Origin of the sequence: Paraburkholderia sp. SECH4, from assembly GCF_030511745.1 — a bacterium.
GTDB lineage: Bacteria > Pseudomonadota > Gammaproteobacteria > Burkholderiales > Burkholderiaceae > Paraburkholderia > Paraburkholderia madseniana.
Genome location: NZ_JALOCP010000048.1, coordinates 38273 through 56727, shown reverse-complemented (window position 1 = coordinate 56727; position 18455 = coordinate 38273). Strand labels below are relative to the sequence as shown.

The following is an 18455-nucleotide window of genomic DNA, read 5'->3' as shown; positions in this document are numbered from 1 at the left end:
GCACACAAACCATCGTCGCCGGCGGTTCGTCGATCGATACGACGGTCAGTGGCGGCGGCAACGAGGTCGTCTCGTCCGGCGGAACGGCGACCAGCACGATAGTCAGCGCTGGCGGAACGCAGACGATTTCAAGCGGCGGTTCGTCGATCGATACTACCGTCCGCAGCGGTGGGAATGAAGTGGTCTCGTCCGGGGGCACGGCGACCAGCACGACGGTCAGCGCGGGTGGTACGCAGACGATATCGGGCGGAGGCTTGTCCGTTGACACCTCGGTCAGCAGCGGAGGCGTTGAAGTGGTCGCGTCGGGGGGCACGGCGACCAGCACGACGGTCAGCGCGAGTGGCACGCAGACGGTTTTCAGTGGCGGCTCGTCGGTCGATACCACCGTCAGCAGCGGCGGCAACGAAACCGTCTCCTCCGGCGGCACTGCGACCAGTACGACGGTCGACAGCGGCGGCACCCAGACAATTTCAAGCGGTGGCTCGTCAGTCGATACGACCGTGAGTAGCGGCGGCAACGAGGTGGTTTCGTCCGTAGGTACCGCCACCAGCACTACGGTCGACAGCGGCGGCACCCAGACGATTTCGAGCGGTGGCTCGTCAGTCGATACCACCGTCAGCAGCGGCGGCAACGAAACCGTATCCTACGGCGGCACTGCGACGAGTACGACGGTCGGCAACGGTGGCGCCCTGACAATCTCAAGCGGCGGCTCGTCGGTCGATACGACTGTCAGCAGTGGCGGCAACGAGGTGGTTTCGTCCGGGGGCACCGCCACCAGCACTACGGTCGACAGCGACGGCACACAAACGATTTCGAATGGTGGCTCGTCGGTCGACACGACCGTCAGCAGCGGCGGCAACGAAGTGGTTTCGGCCGGGGGCACCGCGACCAGTACAACCGTAAGCGGGGGCGGCACGCTGACGATTTCGAGCGGCGGCTCGTCGGTTGATACAACGGTCAGTAGCGGAGGAAACGAAGTGGTCTCCTCCGGTGGCATTGCGACCAGTACGACAGTCGGCAGCGGCGGCACCCAGACGATTTCGAGCGGCGGCTCGTCGGTCGATACCACTGTCAGTAGCGGTGGCCACGAAGTGGTCTCTTCAGGCGGCACGGCTACCAGCACAACCATTGACAACGGTGGCAGCCAGACCGTTGCGAACGGTGGCTCAGCTGTCGATGCGACCATCAACAGCGGCGGGACCCAGACTGTCCAGAGCGGCGGCTCTGCTATCGGCAGCATCCTGAATAGCGGAGGTACCGAAACGGTTCTGTCCGGCGGAAGCGCCACAAGTACTACTGTCGGGAACGGCGCGACCGAAAACGTTTCAAGCGGCGGCGCTTCCACCGGCACGATCGTTGATAGTGGCGGCAGCGAAGTCGTATCGGCAGGTGGGATCGCCAGCGGCACAACCGTCGAGGGCGGTGGCACACAAACCATCGTCGCCGGCGGTTCGTCGATCGATACGACGGTCAGTGGCGGCGGCAACGAGGTCGTCTCGTCAGGCGGCACGGCGGTAAGCACGACGCTTGATGCCGGTGGCCAGCAGACGGTCGGCAGCGGTGGCGCAGCAACCGGTACCACCGTAAGCGGTGGTGCCCAACAAACGGTCCAGACTGGCGGCTCGTCCACTAATACCACCGTCAACAGCGGCGGAGCGCTCGATGTAGAGGGAGGTGGCACCGCCACAGGCGTGACGCAAAACAGCGGCGCGGCGATCGTGACCAACACCTCCGCCAATGTATCCGGAACCTACGTATCCAGCGGCACTTCCTCCACTTTTACAATCGCCGACAACAACGCAAGCGGTGTGGTGGTGGAAAACGGAGGGGCCCTGACCGTCCTCGCAGGTGGAACCTCAACCGACACAACCATTAATAGCGGTGGTTCCGAGACTATCTCATCCGCGGGCGTAGCAACGAGTTCCACGATCAACAACAGCGGCACCCAGCACGTACTGTCAGCAGGATCCGCTGTTGACGCAGCGATCAACGGCGGTGGCCAGCAAATCGTCGATAACGGTGGCGTCACCATCAACACGCACGTGAACAGCGGCGGTGATGAAATTGTATCCAGCGGCGGCTCGTCGGTTGACACGATTGTGAGCGGCGGCGGCAACGAAATCGTCTCCTCAGGCGGGACCGCCATCAGCACGACCGTCAGCAGTGGCGGCACGCAGACCATTTCGAACGGCGGTTCGTCCGTTGACACCACAGTCAGCAGCGGAGGTATTGATGTGGTCTCCTCCGGCGGCTCGTCGGTCGATACCACTGTCAGCAGCGGCGGCAACGAAACCGTCTCCTCCGGAGGCACGGCGATCGGCACCATTGTAGACGGCGGCGGCACACAGACGATTTCAAGCGGCGCTTCGTCGATCGATACCACCGTCAGTAGCGGTGGGAATGAAGTGGTCTCGTCCGGGGGCACGGCGACCAGCACGACGGTCAGCGCTGGCGGGTCGCAGACGATTTCGGGCGGAGGCTCGTCCATTGACGCCACCGTCAGCAGCGGAGGCGTTGAAGTGGTCTCCTCCGGCGGCTCGTCGATCGGTACCACTGTCAGCAGCGGAGGCAACGAAACAGTCTCCTCCGGAGGCACCGCGATCGGCACCATCGTAGACGGCGGCGGCACACAGACGATTTCAAGCGGCGGTTCGTCGATCGACACCACGGTTAGCAGCGGCGGAAATGAAGTGGTGTCGGCCGGAGGCGTGGCGACAAGCACGACGGTCGACAACGGTGGTACGCAGACGATTTCGAGCGGTGGCTCGTCAGTCGATACCACCGTCAGCAGCGGCGGCAATGAAATCGTCTCCTCCGGCGGTACCGCTACCAGCACCACGGTCGACGCCGGCGGCGCCCTGACGATCTCAGGCGGTGGCTCATCGGTCGATACCACGGTTAGCAGCGGCGGCAACGAAGTCGTCTCCTCCGGTGGCACGGCAACCAGCACCACGGTTGACAACGGCGGCACCCAGACGATTTCGAGTGGCGGCTCGTCGGTCGATACCACTGTCAGCAGCGGCGGCAGCGAAGTCGTCTCCTCAGGTGGTACGGCAACTAGCACCACGGTCGACAGCGGCGGCACCCAGACGATTTCGAGTGGTGGCTCGTCGGTCGATACCACCGTCAGCAGCGGTGGCAACGAAATTGTCTCGTCGGGCGGCACCGCGACCAGTACAACGGTTGACGGCGGAGGCACTCTGACTATTTCGAGCGGCGGCTCGTCGGTCGATACCACCGTCAGTAGCGGCGGCAATGAAATGGTGTCTTCGGGAGGCATTGCGACCAGCACAACGGTCAGTAGCGGCGGCACCCAGACGATCTCGAGCGGTGGCTCATCGGTCGATACTACCGTCAGCAGTGGCGGCAACGAGGTGGTCTCCTCCGGCGGTATCGCAACCAGCACAACGGTCGACAGCGGCGGCACACAAACGATTTCGAGCGGCGGCTCGTCCGTTGACACAACGGTCAGCAGTGGCGGCAACGAAGTGGTTTCGTCCGGGGGCACCGCGACCAGTACGACCGTCAGCGGGGGCGGCACGCTGACGATTTCGAGCGGTGGCTCGTCGGTCGATACGACTGTCAGCAGCGGTGGCAACGAAGTGGTCTCCTCCGGTGGCATTGCGACCAGTACAACGGTCAGCAGCGGCGGCACCCAGACAATTTCGAGCGGCGGCTCGTCGGTCGATACCACAGTCAGCAGCGGTGGCAACGAGGTGGTCTCCTCCGGTGGTACCGCAACCAGCACGACCGTCAGCAGCGGCGGCACTCAAACGGTTTCGAGTGGCGGTTCATCGGTCGATACCACCGTCGGCAGCGGCGGCAACCAGGTAGTCGCCTCCGGTGGCACGGCGACCAGCACCACGGTCGACAGCGGCGGCACACAGACGATATCGAGTGGCGGGTCTTCGGTCGACACGAACATCAGCAGCGGCGGCAACGAGGTGGTCTCCTCCGGCGGCACCGCGACAAGCACAACCGTCAGCAGCGGAGGGACGTTGACCGTATCGAGCGGAGGGAATGCAAGTGGCACCAACGTGAGCAGTGGCGGATCCATCAGTACGGGTAGCGGTGGCACCGTCAGCCAGATTGTTGTCAACAGCGGAGCAGTCGACGTGGTGTCTTCCGCAGCGTCCCAGAACGACGTTCTCGTCAAAAGTGCAGGCCTGCTGGATGTCCGCACGGGTGGCAGCGCCACGAACGTGGTGCAACAGGCAGGCGGTGAAATGAGCGCCACGACTCTCTCACTTGTCTCTGGCGTGTACGTGTCGGGCGCGACCTCGAGCCATTTCTCGATCGGGAACAACAGTGCTTCCGGTGTTGTCATCGAGAATAGCGGCTACCTGGGTGTACTGGCGGCCGGTATCGCGGTCAACACGCGCGTCAACAGCGGAGGCGAGCTCGTCATCGCCGATGGCGCAACTGCAACCGGCATCGTGCAAAACAATGGTGCCGATCTGCGCCTCACCACCCTCTCCGAGGTGGCGGGCACATACGTCTCGGCCGGCACCTCCCGCACGTTCTCGGTAAACAGGGGCACGGCGTCAGGTGTCGTCGTCGAAAACGGTGGCTATCTTGGCGTGCTTGCTGGCGGCTCATCGCTCAACACAACGATCAATAGCGGCGGTACGGAAGACGTGCGCTCAGCCGGAACGACGATAGGCGCAAACATCAACAGCGGCGGTCAGCAGCTGATTCACTACGGCGCATCGGCCGTCAATGCCACGGTCAACGCCGGCGGCGTCCAGACGGTTAGCAGCGGCGGCTACGTCATCGGTACGAATGTAATGTCCGGTGGACAACAGAATCTCCTGTCAGGCGCCGAGTCCGTCAGCACCACGCTCAATAGCGGGGCTTCGGAGAACGTCGCATCGGGGGCGATCTCGATCAATACAATCATCCGGGAAGGAAGCACTGAGAACGTCATTGTCCAGGGGTATGCCTCCTCCTCCACCGTGCTCGGCGGCGGTACGCTCGTCGTCTCCAGCGGGGGCGTACTAAGCAATGGCGCCGTCAGCTCAGGCGGGACGGAAATGGTCCTGGCCGGTGGTTCGTCGACACAAACCACGGTCAACGACGGCGGGCTGCAGTACGTCGATGGCGCACCGGAGGGCTATGCCTACGCTGCGACGATCAATAGCGGGGGCACGCAGGAGGTGGCGACTGGGGGCACCGCGATCGGGACGCTCGTCAACGCGAGCGCATTCCAGCTCGTCGACAAAAACGGTATCGCGGTTTCGACCACGGTCTACGGCACACAGATAGTGTCGTCCGGCGGGTATGCAAGCGCGACAAACGTTCTCGCCGGCGGCACCACGCACCTTCTGGCCGGTGGTTCATCCAGCGATATCACCGTCACGTCCGGTCAGGCCATCATTGACGGCGTTGCAGACCATCTGCAGGCCAACGCATCAAGGATAGGAGGGACAGGCTCTGTACTTGGAGCGCTTGAGTTGACACCAGGAAGCACGCTCATCGCCGATACTCCTGGCACAGGCCTGCACGTCAGCGGTAACGTCTCGTTCGACACGGGATCAACGTACAACGTGACTCTGGTTAAGGGCGGACAGGTCGGCGTCCTCACTGTGACCGGTAACCTCACGATCGCCAGCGGCACGAAAATGGTTGTCACCGCTCAGGACGGCGCCTATTCGCCGGGCATCATCTATACGCTCGTGCATTATTCCGGCACTGAAACCGGCAGTTTCGTCCAGCCGACCAGCAACCTCGCCTACCTGACGCCGGTGCTCACTTACCAGCCGGGCTTTGTCAATATGCAACTGAGCGCGAACTCAACGTTCTCGCAAACGGGATTCGTCTTGCCGGGAGCCACTGTCAACGAAAGTAATGTCGCCAGCGCGCTCAACCGGATCTACGCTGGCAACGGGAATGTTGGAAACGCCATTACCAAGCAGTTGCTCGTCGCGTCTAACCCGGAGGCATCGAACGCCCTGGATCAGTTGTCAGGCGATGAGTCGGCCGTATCGCGCCAGATTGCTGAAGACCGGGTCGCGCAGGCGCAGGGCGTAATTGCCGACCGTATGGCTGCAGCAGGCTCCGACAAGCCGAACGGGTTGTGGGTGTCAGCTGCAGCTGAGCATGACAGCACAGTCGCGAATGGCTCCCTTGGGTCCACTGCGTGGCAGGACAGATCGGCGAGCCTGTCTATTGGCTACGACCATCAGATCAAGCCAACGACACGGGTCGGCGCCGCCTTGATTGCCAACAATGACGTGGTCGATTTCACGGACAGGAACGCTAATTCCTACATTAATGGTGCGCAGGTTGCGGTCTACGGGGCTTACACGCCGGAACACACCGCGGTCTATCTGTTTGGTATGGCCGGAGTTGGATACTGGAACAACGGCACGTCCCGTACTGTCACTGTCGGGCCGCTTTCAGGAACAGCGAAAGCTTCGTTCGATACCCTCAGTGAGGCAGTCTACGGTGAAACCGGGCTTAACCTGCAAGCTACTCTCGGCACCGTTCAGCCCTACCTCGGCGTACGAGCCGCGCATTACGCACAGAACGGCTACCGTGAAACCGGCAGTGACATGTTCGACCTGAACGTCCAGAATGCCAGCGATAACATGGTATCCAGCGTACTGGGCGTCCGGTTTACGGGCAACTCTGGCAGTCTGTTGAACCGCCCTATCCAGATGCAGACCAGCTTCGCTTGGGAGCATCGCCTGACCGGTACAGGACGCTCGGTGGTGGCCGCACTCTCGAGCAACCCCGACCAATCCTGGAAGGCATTTGCAACACCCGCGGATCGTGATGTTGTGCGAGCCTCCCTCGGTGCATCGTGGCAGGTCTCCCCTCGCACGACGGTCTATGGCAACGTCAACGGTGAAATCGGGTCCCACACCGAAGACTACGGTGTGCGCGTCGGCGTCCAGTGGAAGTGGTGACGAATCACTCGATGCGTTGACAAGCCGGGAAACCACGCAAGATGCATCGCTTGGTTCCCGGCTTGTTTTTTCAGGTCGCGCTACCGCAGCGCCCTCTCTGATTGACCTACGCCACAGGCCCTAAAGCTAGGACTGGATCGCCCAATACGGCATCGTTCCCAAATCCAGTATGTCGTTGCTCTGGATTCCGAAATAAATCGTCTTTCCGTAGAAAAATGGCATACCCAGGTCGAGATACGCCTGACCGAACAGGTTCGTATCGACGCCGATGTTGTTATAAGCCACGAAACTGTTGTTCACCATCGTGCTCATGGCGTTGGCGATCGAAAACGTCACGCCAGTTATCATGCTGCCGTTTGACCCGCCAAGGGCAGCCGTCAACGTTAACGCGGAAGTCGGACAATAGTAGGCTTGCGATGAGAACGTCGTTGGGCACTGTGTGATGGTCGCGTCAGGGAAGAAATACGCACCGGAACCGCTATCGATGATCCCGTTCATGGTTTGGCCGCCGTACGAAGCGCTCAAAGCGCTATCGGAATGAGTCAGCTGCGTGAGGGACGACGCCATCGTGTTGTCGGGTTGCGTGTCGATACCAAAGGTCATGGTCCCCGTTACCAGAGCACTCCCGGTTGCCGGAATACCAGGAAAGGTCAACACCACTCCATTATTGTCGCTTGCGAACCGCGTGGCCGGATTCGGCACCTGGTCTGATATCGGCATCGTCACCGCATGGCAGATTTGCCCCACGCAGTCGTAATAGATGGTCTGCGCGACTGATAAGCAGAGGCTGTTGCAGTCCCGCCGCAATGAACTGACGCCCAGAATCCCTTTTGCGCCAAGGGACTGTGCGCCGTTTGCTGCCATGTCCGCACCAAAGCCTGCACAATCGGCCGGCACGGTCGCGAATGAGTCATCGATGATCTGGATCGGGAGCGAAGACGCAGTTTCACCGGCTATTTTCAGATCGACCGATGAAATCGGACCCCACGAGTGACCAGAACCGAACTCCGAACATTCAGCAAGCGGCAGTCCCGTATTCGGGTTTGTTGAATTCGCAAGCCCCAAAGACGAAGGAAGAGCTGAGCGCAGCAGGCGTAGACCGGTCGAACCGGTGTCTACAAGCACATGATCGATCGTGGTGCAGTTGCTAGTGCCTGGAGCGCAAACCGTCAACGTGACGTACGGCGTGTTGAGCTGCGCATACGTCGAGTCAACTGTAACCGCCACCGTGTTCTGAGCCAGTGCGGTCGTAGTCGTCGCAGGTTGCTGAACCGTTGAGTTGCCGCTTGAGCTGCCAGTCTGTGTCGATGGTGCCGTGCCGCCACCACCGCCACCACATCCCGCAATGGCGAGTGCCAGCAGCCATGCTAAAAGCATCTTCTTCATGGTAGTCCTCGCTTATCGGATATCGGACAGGGAAACGCCAGACGGCACGGCGGCCGGAAGATAGGCATAGCCTTGAAAGTCGCCGGCGTGTCCGTACGACTGCACAACCAGATCGGATGAAGACAATCCGCGCTGCGACGGCCCTGCTGAATGAAGACCCGGGTCGGAGAGTTTGGCTTTTGAGAAACGGCTAAAGTAGCTTCCCAGCAATACGTCGAGGTTTGGCAAACGCGGGCCCGTCCAGGCGACCGCAAATACCAAATTGTTCGCCTTGGCGACGAATTCGCGGACAACAGTTCCCGATTCCAGGGTGACGGTGTTCACGCTGTATGCAGATGTTGCCCCGCTGTTTGCCGACGAGGCGCCCGATGCGCTGTAGCTTCGGGCGCTGATCGCTGCTCTGGGTGATGCCAGAACTGCCGACTGCACGTGAGCACTTCCGCCGCTGAGAGGAAAGCTGCCCAGAGCCGCATGTGCGAAGGTCGCGGCAAAAAGGCTCACCGGCATGACCGCCACAATGACAGCCCGATCGAGCATCCGCCGTATCGTTGCTCCTGACACTGCATATGATTGAATCACTTCTTATTTCCCCGTTTTTATTGGATTCTATTTGTTCAAAACGAATAGATAGAATCCTTTGGCCATTGATTATTCTACTGGTGGAACAAATGCATTGAAATATATCGGTCTGAAAGTTCCGCCTTTCCGTGGTCAATCTCGGATCGTTGGATCCATGGCCAAGACTTTCTCCCACGTCCTGGAAATCGGGTCTCGCTCGAACGCGCGCCTAACCCCATCGGCAAATACGATCTTCATCAAATCAAGGGGCGATCCGGTTACCAGGGGTTTTGCTTGAAACACTCTCAGCTGGTTCGCTTGTCCACAGGTCACTCAGCTTGAGATCTGTGTGTTCACCAGAGTGATGAGCTCTTCGCGAAACGCCTTTGTCCTTTCGACGTTAGCCATGCTGTTCCTCGCTATGCATCTGTTATCGGCACATGCACGCCGACCATGAGGAATTTTCAGTTATTTATGTTTCCCGGTCAACATATATTCGGCCAGAATCGCATCGAGCGCAGCGCCTAAGTTACGCAGCCCGTGTTGTTTACGATATGCCTCCAAAAACGCCTTGGAACGGGCCTCTACCGCTGCGTCGAGGCGGACCTTGCCGACGTTGGCCACACGCTCGCGGTGAGCCACCTTGCCCGCTCTAAGCTGTTCCTGTCGTCGCTCTGGTGTCAGGGACGCTGGGCGTCCACGACCACGCTTTTCTTCACTCATTTAAACGACCTCAAGCACTTCGCGAACCGCCGTTTCCAACTGGGTAAGTTCGACATACAACGACTCACATAACGGACTGTCAAACGCGGGTGACAGGAAACAGCACGAAAACCGAATCATGTTGTTAGCCGTACGAACCGCACCGGGACGTGTCGTGCTGAGCAGGCTAATCGCCTCTTTAGTCAATGTGGTTTGTGCGGTCACTATGGTTTCCCGGCTATTCGCCCACTTGCTGAATGGCGAGGCATGCCGCGATCTGATATTCGACCGGTTCAAGTATCCAGAGGTTGTCGTTACCCGGATACGCACCCAGCATTGAAAGAGCACGGTTCATCTTGGCCCCAATGGTTTGCCCCCACGAAAGCTCCTTGACAATCTCGGCAAACGTCCACTTCACTTTCGTCATTCTGAGCAGTCCTTTCTGGATTGAACCCGTGGGAGACCATTCAGCCGGTCCAACCTAACCAGCAACAGGCCGAGCCTTCAACAATGAACAGGCGACGCCCAGGACAGCTTGCTCGTCAGGTTCTCTCGAAAAAGCGACGGCAACTTTTGGGGTTTCGGACCGCGATCCGACTTGCGCACCCGCTTTGTCGTACAGGCGTGACGCCTGAATCCACGTTGAATCGCCACCACACGCACCGACGCGCTGATATTCGATCACAGCAACTTTGCCTTCCGGTGCTGTCACTGTGCGGCGCTCCCAGTAACTCACGCGTCCATCGTTTCGAAGCGCAATGGAGTTCGCATCCACGTAGAGCCCATTCACTTGGTTAGGGCTCCACTGAACAGCCCTCCAATCCGATCCAGAGTCCGGGGGAAGCTCCGCTTTGGCAGCAATTGCGACCGTCATCAGTCCAGCAGCCAGAGTTAGTTTTTTCATAGTGTTTTGTTCCAGTTTAAAGAGTGGCGACGCGCAGCTCGCGGCCTATGGGCATTCCACGTGGCGGCTTTTCCGCTGCCTACTGATACTCAGGAATTGTCGCAAACTCAGCGGAGGTCGTCTGTTAATCCACACCGCGCGCATTTCTCGCGAGCGTAATCTAGATCGCCGACGATTTTTCTGTCGGTCTCTTCCCATTGCGGCCCGACGAGACAGCATTTGACCTTTCCAACAATGTCTGATGCCTTGCAGTTGTCCGGGGCCTTGCATAGCTTCATCGCTTTCGCTCCTTTTCCTATGGTTTGCCAACTCGCTTCGCCGCTGGCAAATCGCCACAACGCAGCCAGCTCGATTCGTCTTCTACCCACGACCGTCGGTCATGTGCCGTGTAGTCGAAGTTGCGCAGCCTAAACCACACCCACCACGCGACAAAGCGGGATTCAGTTTCGCGGACTGCGTCGCCCTGCGCATCTGTGAACGAACAATAGAGTTAGACACAACGCAATCAATAAAATCAGTCACCTAGCGACTCACGTGATCGCGCTCCTTCGAAATAGAGTTTGACACGATATCAACTCAAAGCGATCCGAGAAGATATCTTGCGACAAAACAGTTTGACACAACCTCGTGGACAAAATCGAGACGTCATTGCTCATGCCCGCAAGCGTCATGCTCGCGCGTCTCTTTTCTCGCCGAACGCCCGCTGCGGGGAACAGGCTATCGGTTGGGTCGAGCGCGTCCCTCGTACAGAAAGCTCATCGACTTCGGGCCGGGCGCGTAACCCGTGTCGAGGTGGTCAATGACGAAGCCGCCGCTCTCAATCATGAGCGCAATAGGCCGATTCAGATGGCAACCGCCGCTGATGCACTTCCAGGCGGGCGTCAAGCGGTTCTGCCATTTACACACGCGTTCGTCCGGCGCGAGACCGTGCTCGACGAAGAGCAGGTGCCCGTCTGGTTTCAGCACGCGGCGCATTTCTTCCAGCGCACGAAGCGCCTCCGGGATCGTGCAAAGGGTCCAGGTGGTGACGACCGTATCAACGCTTCTGTCTTCCAGCGGGATGGCTTCTGCCGAAGCGTCCAGAAAAGTCACCGGTCGCCTCGCCTGCTTCGCGTTGCGCCGCGCCATAGCCATGAGCCTAGGATCGGGCTCGAGTGCGAGAACCTCTCTCACGCCCGCTTCGTACAGCGGCAAGTTCAGGCCTGACCCCGCACCGATCTCGAGCACCGTGCCTTGGGCCCTACCGATGACCCGCTCCCGGTAGGGCCCAAGGAACGTATTGCGCATCGCGAGATCGCAAAGATGCGGTAGAACGACATTGCGGTAGAAGCCCATGTCCTGTCTCCCCTCTCCCATACAGCGACGCGTGTCCGAGGTGCGCTCGTCCCGCAATCGTCGAACCGCCTTTGGTACTACTTGGGGCGCGTGCACGCGTTGGGCACCGCCGGTCCCAAAGGGCATCGATATCCCCGGCGCCCGCGCCTCACCGTGCGTCTGATTTCACCTACTTCGGCTGCGCGCTACAACCCGTAAATACGGCTTGAGCGTCTTGAAGCCCTGCGGATACTTCTTCCTGGCGTCTTCATCGGAAACGGACGTCGGGATGATGACGTCGTCGCCCGGCTTCCAGTTTACCGGAGTAGCAACAGAGTGTTTCGCGTTCAGTTGCAGAGCATCGAGCAGGCGCAGCACCTCATCAAAATTGCGGCCGGCGCTCATCGGATAGACGAACATGGCCTTGACCTTCTTGTCGGGCCCGACGATGAACACTGCACGTACCGTGGCATTGTCTGCTGCGCTTCGCTGTCCGCCGCTCGCGTTCGGGTGAATCATGTCGTAGAGCTTCGCGACCGTGAGGTCCGCGTCGCCGATCATCGGATAGTTAACCGCGTGCCCCTGGGTTTCTTCGATGTCACCGACCCATTTTTGATGGTCGCTGACGGGATCGACGCTGAGTCCGATAATCCTGGTGTTGCGCTTGTCGAATTCCGGCTTCAGACCGGCCATGTATCCCAGCTCGGTGGTGCAAACGGGGGTGAAATCTTTTGGATGCGAGAACAGAATAGCCCACTTGTCTCCGATCCACTCGTGAAACCGGATCGTTCCTTCAGTTGTCTCGGCCGTGAAATCGGGCGCTTCCTCGCCAATGCGGATCGACATGTCAAACCTCCACTACGTGTATGAATCGGAGTAACCATGCCGCGAAACAGCGGGCACTCCGGGTTGAGAATCACGAATATTCGGCAATAGCATTCGTTGCGACAGTTCCAACGAAATGACCATCCCGTGACCGCGGCGTCATGAGAATTTCGCCGGGAACCGCCGACTACGGCGATACCCGGCTATTACCCGGCTCGGATCACGGCTGTATAGCCAGCATCCGAAATGGCTCTGACCATCTCACCGGACGACACGTCGGAAATGATGGTCACGCATTTCGCACCAACATCCACGGTGACCGAAGCCGCGGGGTCTGCTTCCCTCACGGCCTCCGTGATTGCGCGCGCGCAATGCTCACAGGTCATATCATCGACTGAGAACTGCATGATCTTGCTCTCCAGTTTTACGCCAGCATGTGGGTCTTGTCACGTATTGACGCGACCAGCGGTCGGGAGGAAGGATGCTCAGCCCATTGGACGGCGATCGTGTATGAAAGTATCCGTTTCCGAATCAACGGGGCGGACGTTGTCCGCCTCGATCCGTTGTATGCCTTGCAGAATCGCGCAGCTTGACCGGCTGTCGCCCGCACATTGCTGCGCGAGTTGATCGAGCGAATCGCGCATGGACGTCAATTCGGCTATCTGGGCGTTGAGTTCCGCGATGTGTTTCAAGGCAACGGCCTTGACGTCGGAGCTGGCCCGGTCCTCGTCGCGCGACAGGGCCAGCAACTGCCGGACGTGTTCGATGGGAAAGGCGAGCGAGCGCGCTTGCCGGATGAAACGCAGGACGTGAACGTCGCTATCCTTGTAGATCCGATAGCCTTTATCGGTGCGCCCGTGCGGCTGAATCAGGTCAATACTTTCGTAGTACCGGATCATCTTGACCGACATGCCAGTGGCCTTGGCGGCGTCTCCAATGTTCATGGTTGTTCCCCTCCAATGGTTATCCATAGATTTAAACGCGTTCGTGGCGTTCACTCGGCGAGCGCCACCACTTGAGAAGAAGTGCATTGCCCACGACGCTGACGCTGCCAGGCCTCTCGCTGCCAGAGCGTGCCTGTCTTGCATGTGCCGGTTGTACATCTGCCGCATCGTCATGAGAAAGTTCAGGCGGCGACGTGCGCGTACTCCCAATGCGGTCATGAGAGCATGCCGCATGGGCGTTCTTGCCGGGGTGAACGCACGCGATGGCGCATTCGCCCAGCACGGCACGGCAGCCGTCGCGTATCGCTACTTGGTGATACGCGATTGGGGCTGCCGATCCTGCGCCGTGTCGCTCGAAGGCGATCGATGATCGTCCTTGTTGGAGTGCATGCCCTTCATCATGAAAAGCATGGAGAGCGGGCACAGAAGGAACAGCAGGTAGGGACCGAGGCCCAGCACCAACGTCCGGAATTGCGGCAATGCCGCGTAGGCGAGCGCCAGGACAGCCAGCATGGCGACGCCCGTGATAACCATTGTTTTCGTGCATTTCATGGTATTGCTCCTAAATCAAAGCCCGGCGATTGCCCGAATCAACAGGCACTACCGAGTCATTTCGCGGGTGGGGTCTGGATCTTGTCGGCGTACTTGAGCATGATGTCGCCCATCGCCTTCATCATTTCCCCGTGCATCTGCATGGCGAGTCTTTCGTTCCCAGGAGGGAGCTGCCCCATCATCGGGCAGCTGCGCATCATCTCACCGCTCATCATTCCCCCGCCCATCATGGCGCCGCCATGATCGTGCATGCCCGATGGCGGTGTTCCTGCCGCCGAGCTGAAACCACTCGTCCCCAACAGCGCAAGGGCGAGCAACACAGCAGCCACGTATTTGGTATGCATATCAATCTCCTTGGTTATTCCAGAAATCGAGAACTGAAGTTCGTGTGTCCACCCCCCGTGGCATCGGACGAATATCTCTGGCTGAATCCGGCAAGCCGAGATGTCACCGTGCCGGCTCGAGGACGTACGCGCGCGTTGACGCCTGCGTACCGTCTTGACGCCCAATGCCAGCGAAGGGAGCTACAGAACCTGAGGGGGGCGCTGCGGAAGGTCGGGGATGAATTGCGGAAGAAGTGCGGCGTCGAATGACGCGTAGACGGGCATAGCGGTGGCGGCGACCACCGCCACCAGGGGTGCCGGGATCGCTGCAAGATTGCAGCCAGCGCTGCCGATACTGCCGTGGCAATCGGACTGGTGCATGGTTGATACGGGAGTGGCCGCGTGGGTCGCGCCAGCCGGGGCTGCCGTATGCTGCACTGCCGGTTGGTGCATCGTCGTAGGCGATGCGCTCATAGCGCCTGACATATCCGGACAAATTGATACCGACGCGGCAAAGCCCGCCAGGGGCAGCCAGGCGATCAGCAGATACAGTATCAATTTAACGGCGTGTTTCACGTGTCGGTTCAGACTCAGAATAATGACTTCAATCAGGCGATGCTTGTACCCGGACTCGCATCATGATGCGAGCGCCGCACCGCGGTCGGCGGTTTTATGATCCAGTATCTGCCGGATATCGGGGCGGCTGATCCCTTCCAGAATCGGACAGTGAGGCCGTCTGTCGCCCGAGCAATGCCGCGCGAGATAGGAGAGCGTGTCGCGCATTATGACGAGCTCGGCAATGCGGGCGTCCAGTTCGCCGATGTGCCGTGTCGTGATCGCCTTGACTTCCGCGCTCGCGCGATCCCGATCCTGCCATAACGAAAGCAGTTGCCTGATCTGCTCGATGGGGAATCCCAGCGTGCGTGCTTGCCGGATGAAACGCAGCACGTGAACGTCGCTGTCACCGTACGTCCGGTAACCACTGTCGGATCGCGCAGCGACCTGTACCAGGTCGATACTTTCGTAGTATCGGATCATCTTTGCCGAAACACCCGATGCGCTGGCCGCCTGTCCGATATTCATTCCACACCTCACCTATTCCATTGCCGCGGCTTGCTAACAACATCGCCGGAGCGGCATTTAAACGCTATGCGCCCCACGCTCCGACAGAGCGACCCGAGGGAAAGCCCGCGACGCCGTTTGCGTCCTGCGCCGTTCCAACCTGATTTCACTCTAGACCTTCCAGTTACGGGAATGTCAAGGTTTTTTGAGGGAATTGCCCCATCAAAAAAGACCTTGACCTGCCCCCTTGACACTCCAGCGGTGGGAGTGTCTAGACTCCGCTCCATCGTTCGATTACGCGGTGTGCAGGCACGGCAAGACAGTGGACGCCTGTGAATGTCATCAGTCGGCGTTGCCCTCTTCGAGGGCGATCCGGATGGCCAGAATCACGGCAATCATGCCGCCCCAAGAGATGAAAATAATGCAGAGTGCGATAACAATGAAGGCGACGACTGTGCAATCCGGGGACCGGATGGCCGGACCTGCTGCAAGCGAATTCGCATGTCCCACGCGATGGTTTGCCGGCGTGCCGGGTGCGTTGACCCTCCCCCAACGCGAGGCCTGACCCGACTCATGCGCCGCCGCACCAAGCGTACGTTTACTGTCATAACGCTGCTCATCGCGCTGTTCTTCAGCCAGATGTGGGTCGCGGCGTATGCCTGCGCAACAACACCGCATTCCACGTCGACACACCAGACGGTAACGGCCGTCGCCTCTGATGGACACGGTGATCTCCGCGATCATCACACTGCCGCGGTTTGCCATGCTCACTGCGACAATTCGGCCCAGCCTGATCATGCCGGACAACCGGCGCCGTCACCGCTCGCCTGGCTGCCGCTCATCTGGGGCGGCTCCGCGATACCCGAACTGGCCGTCCAGCAGCACCTGCCCGCGCAGTTCGAGCCGATCATGATATCGGCGCCTCCCCCTCCTCGAATCCTGTTCCAGGTTTTTCGCACGTAGCCCCTGACGGCTGAACGTTGGTCGTGCCTTGCGCAAGCTGGCACGCGATCCCGCTCACCCGTTCGGAGGCCTCCATGCCCTTCCCACCTCGTGGTCATTCGCCGTGCGCGACAGCATGTATTGCTGGCACGGCTGCCGTCCTGCGTGGACGTGCTCACATCCGACACGTTGCCGCCATCTGGCGAACCAGACATCGCTCTGGCGATCGCGTCGGTGCGAAATCGCGCCCTTCGCACGATCCGGGTCGACGCTCCGGGCTCTCCTGAAACCGGGTGATCGCAGTGTTTGTTTAGCCCTGGCGGAAAGGCCTGCAGGCCCGGCTGTGCGCGCCCGTTTCCAGGCATTTCTCGCCGTTGATTTCCGTCACTGCGCATCCGCGCATGACGCTGTTTTCCTTACTTCTGATGGAATCGATCATGAAAGTTACTATCCTGCTGAACCGCACGGTCCTCGCGACATTGCTCCTTTCTGCCTCCGTTACGGCCTTTGCCGGTGGTGGCGGTGGCCCCCGTGGCTCCGGCCCCACCCCCTATTCGTCACCTGCTTCGCGCGTCGAGCACGTTTCGGCGAACACCGAGCGGGCCGTCCCGCTCGCGGCGGATACCGCACCCGTCGCCGATGACCAAGTCACCCACGGCAAGACCCGGGCGCAGGTCCGCGCGGAGTTACTGCAGGCCGAAGAAGCTGGCCTTGTGCCCGTTCGCAGGAACGACTACCCGCCCAGCGCCGAGACGGTCGCTCGCAACCGCGTGCGATTCCAGCAGATCGAGCAGGCGTGGAAGGCGGGCGGACAGCTCACCGCTTCGGACCAGTAACGGGCGCACTGTCATGACCCCGGAGCTGAGCCGATGAACGCGGCCGTTCGCACGGTCGGAGAGTCGGCGGCGCTCCGGGTCGACGCATGTCGACGACCCGTAAGTCGCGCGGTCGCCACAACTTGTCCGGGCGCGAAGGTCCGCGCCGGCACGTGCCTTCACGAGAGGACCGCGCATCGCCGTCGCGGCGTATTAACGCGCGACGTCTTTCAGACATTCAAGGAACCAACCATGAAACTCACTACCTTGCTCAATCGTTCAGTCTTCGCGACGCTACTGCTGTCAGCGTCCGTATCCGCCATTGCCACTCCTCCCCGTCTCCCACAACCGGACTGGCATCCGTATGTCAACGCGGCGTCCACGTCTGCTCCGTTACTGGCAGAGGTTGAGGTCACCCGCGCATCTGAGCCGACGGTAGCTGCCAACCCCGCGCAAGACACCGGGACGGTCGTCAGCGCAGGGGCAGCCGCTCATGGCAAAACGCGGGAACAGGTCCGCACGGAATTGCTGCAAGCGGAAGAAGCGGGCTCAATACCGATTGGGAACGTTCGCTACCCGGCCAGCCCGGACTTGATGGCGCGCAACCGGATGCAATTCCAGCAGGCGGAAAAATGGTGGCGAGCGAGGGGACAGCTGAACGCTTCAGGACAATAAAGGCGCGTCCGGCTCGCGAGAGATTAGTAGCCGCCAGAACGTCTCTTCGCGAGGTCGATCATGTGGCAAACGTAACGATCAGCACATTGTTCCAGCTGCGTTCTACCGTGAAAGCTGGTGCTTCGTCGCGGGTGCAAATCGACATGTTTACTCTTCACCGTATGCGTGAGTCGGAGCATTCCGGCGACGAGTGGCGTTGCACACTCCGGATTGAGAAACACGAATGATCGTGACGTTCCCCTCAGGAGCGAGATGCCGATTCGCGAACGAGATGCGGTCATCGCACCCAGCCGCGCTTTGGCCGCACTAGGTGCGGTTCGATGGCTACCGCGGACGACTTGTTACACGCGTACCAGAAGCCGATCGCGTCCAACTGAATGCGACCCACTCCGAGTAAAGTCGACGATTGCTGAACGCTGCATTACCGAACATCTCAATGTCATGGTTCATCGCGGCAAAGGCGTCTGACTCAAGGTATAGTCCCGCGCACGCACCGGATCGGAAACGCCAGTCCAGCCAGGCGTTGCCAGATTCTCCGAATC

General features: G+C 60.1%; 17 protein-coding genes and 1 pseudogene. 4 read left to right on the top strand and 14 right to left on the bottom strand.

Annotation, left to right across the window (positions count from 1 at the left end; all coding sequences use genetic code 11):
• Positions 1–11: 11 nt before the first annotated feature.
• Together M0D67_RS42170 and M0D67_RS37250 are read left to right on the top strand one after the other, a co-directional pair.
• A pseudogene (locus M0D67_RS42170) lies at positions 12–3968 on the top strand (beta strand repeat-containing protein); the annotation flags it as partial.
• 258 nt (positions 3969–4226) lie between these two features.
• Positions 4227–6911, top strand: a complete 2685-nt coding sequence (locus M0D67_RS37250) for an autotransporter domain-containing protein (RefSeq protein ID WP_266242221.1) — start codon at positions 4227–4229, stop codon at positions 6909–6911.
• Positions 6912–7037: 126 nt separating this feature from the next.
• Here the strand turns inward: M0D67_RS37250 and M0D67_RS37245 are convergent, their stop codons facing one another.
• The 14 genes from M0D67_RS37245 to M0D67_RS37180 form a co-directional block, all read right to left on the bottom strand.
• Positions 7038–8297, bottom strand: coding sequence for a DUF3443 family protein (locus M0D67_RS37245; RefSeq protein WP_266242220.1), 1260 nt, complete (start codon positions 8295–8297; stop codon positions 7038–7040).
• Between the two features lie 12 nt (positions 8298–8309).
• Positions 8310–8834 (bottom strand): DUF2844 domain-containing protein, encoded by a 525-nt coding sequence (locus tag M0D67_RS37240; RefSeq protein ID WP_266242219.1) that lies wholly within the window; start codon positions 8832–8834, stop codon positions 8310–8312.
• A gap of 489 nt (positions 8835–9323) precedes the next feature.
• Positions 9324–9578 (bottom strand): hypothetical protein, encoded by a 255-nt coding sequence (locus M0D67_RS37235; protein ID WP_266242218.1) that lies wholly within the window; start codon positions 9576–9578, stop codon positions 9324–9326.
• Between the two features lie 217 nt (positions 9579–9795).
• On the bottom strand, positions 9796–9984 hold the full coding sequence (locus tag M0D67_RS37230; RefSeq protein WP_266242217.1) for a hypothetical protein: 189 nt from the start codon (positions 9982–9984) through the stop codon (positions 9796–9798).
• Positions 9985–10038: 54 nt separating this feature from the next.
• On the bottom strand, positions 10039–10461 hold the full coding sequence (locus tag M0D67_RS37225; protein WP_266242216.1) for a hypothetical protein: 423 nt from the start codon (positions 10459–10461) through the stop codon (positions 10039–10041).
• A 717-nt stretch (positions 10462–11178) separates the two neighbouring features.
• Positions 11179–11796, bottom strand: a complete 618-nt coding sequence (locus M0D67_RS37220; RefSeq protein ID WP_266242215.1) for a class I SAM-dependent methyltransferase — start codon at positions 11794–11796, stop codon at positions 11179–11181.
• Positions 11797–11961: 165 nt separating this feature from the next.
• Positions 11962–12621: a peroxiredoxin gene (locus M0D67_RS37215; protein WP_266242214.1), complete on the bottom strand. Its 660-nt coding sequence runs from the start codon at positions 12619–12621 to the stop codon at positions 11962–11964.
• 185 nt (positions 12622–12806) lie between these two features.
• Complete coding sequence (locus M0D67_RS37210; RefSeq protein WP_266242213.1) at positions 12807–13007, bottom strand: heavy-metal-associated domain-containing protein; 201 nt, start codon at positions 13005–13007, stop codon at positions 12807–12809.
• Positions 13008–13085: 78 nt separating this feature from the next.
• Positions 13086–13544 carry a Cu(I)-responsive transcriptional regulator gene (gene cueR / locus M0D67_RS37205; protein ID WP_266242228.1) on the bottom strand — a complete coding sequence of 153 codons (459 nt, stop codon included), beginning with the start codon at positions 13542–13544 and terminating at the stop codon, positions 13086–13088.
• Between the two features lie 306 nt (positions 13545–13850).
• Positions 13851–14096 (bottom strand): DUF2933 domain-containing protein, encoded by a 246-nt coding sequence (locus M0D67_RS37200; protein ID WP_266242212.1) that lies wholly within the window; start codon positions 14094–14096, stop codon positions 13851–13853.
• Positions 14097–14152: 56 nt separating this feature from the next.
• Entirely contained in the window at positions 14153–14440 is a 288-nt protein-coding gene (locus tag M0D67_RS37195) for a hypothetical protein (protein ID WP_266242211.1), read from the bottom strand.
• Positions 14441–15055: 615 nt separating this feature from the next.
• Positions 15056–15502, bottom strand: a complete 447-nt coding sequence (gene cueR / locus M0D67_RS37190; RefSeq protein ID WP_266242210.1) for a Cu(I)-responsive transcriptional regulator — start codon at positions 15500–15502, stop codon at positions 15056–15058.
• Positions 15503–15823: 321 nt separating this feature from the next.
• The gene (locus tag M0D67_RS37185) at positions 15824–16246 is read right to left on the bottom strand and encodes a hypothetical protein (RefSeq protein WP_266242209.1); all 423 of its coding nucleotides are present in this window, start codon (positions 16244–16246) and stop codon (positions 15824–15826) included.
• A 487-nt stretch (positions 16247–16733) separates the two neighbouring features.
• Complete coding sequence (locus tag M0D67_RS37180) at positions 16734–16862, bottom strand: hypothetical protein (RefSeq protein ID WP_266242208.1); 129 nt, start codon at positions 16860–16862, stop codon at positions 16734–16736.
• Between M0D67_RS37180 and M0D67_RS37175 the strand changes: the two genes are divergently transcribed.
• Entirely contained in the window at positions 16861–17259 is a 399-nt protein-coding gene (locus tag M0D67_RS37175) for a DUF4148 domain-containing protein (protein ID WP_266242207.1), read from the top strand. The two genes, M0D67_RS37180 and M0D67_RS37175, sit on opposite strands and share 2 nt — an antisense overlap.
• A gap of 231 nt (positions 17260–17490) precedes the next feature.
• Positions 17491–17913, top strand: a complete 423-nt coding sequence (locus M0D67_RS37170) for a DUF4148 domain-containing protein (RefSeq protein ID WP_266242206.1) — start codon at positions 17491–17493, stop codon at positions 17911–17913.
• Positions 17914–18455: the final 542 nt, after the last annotated feature.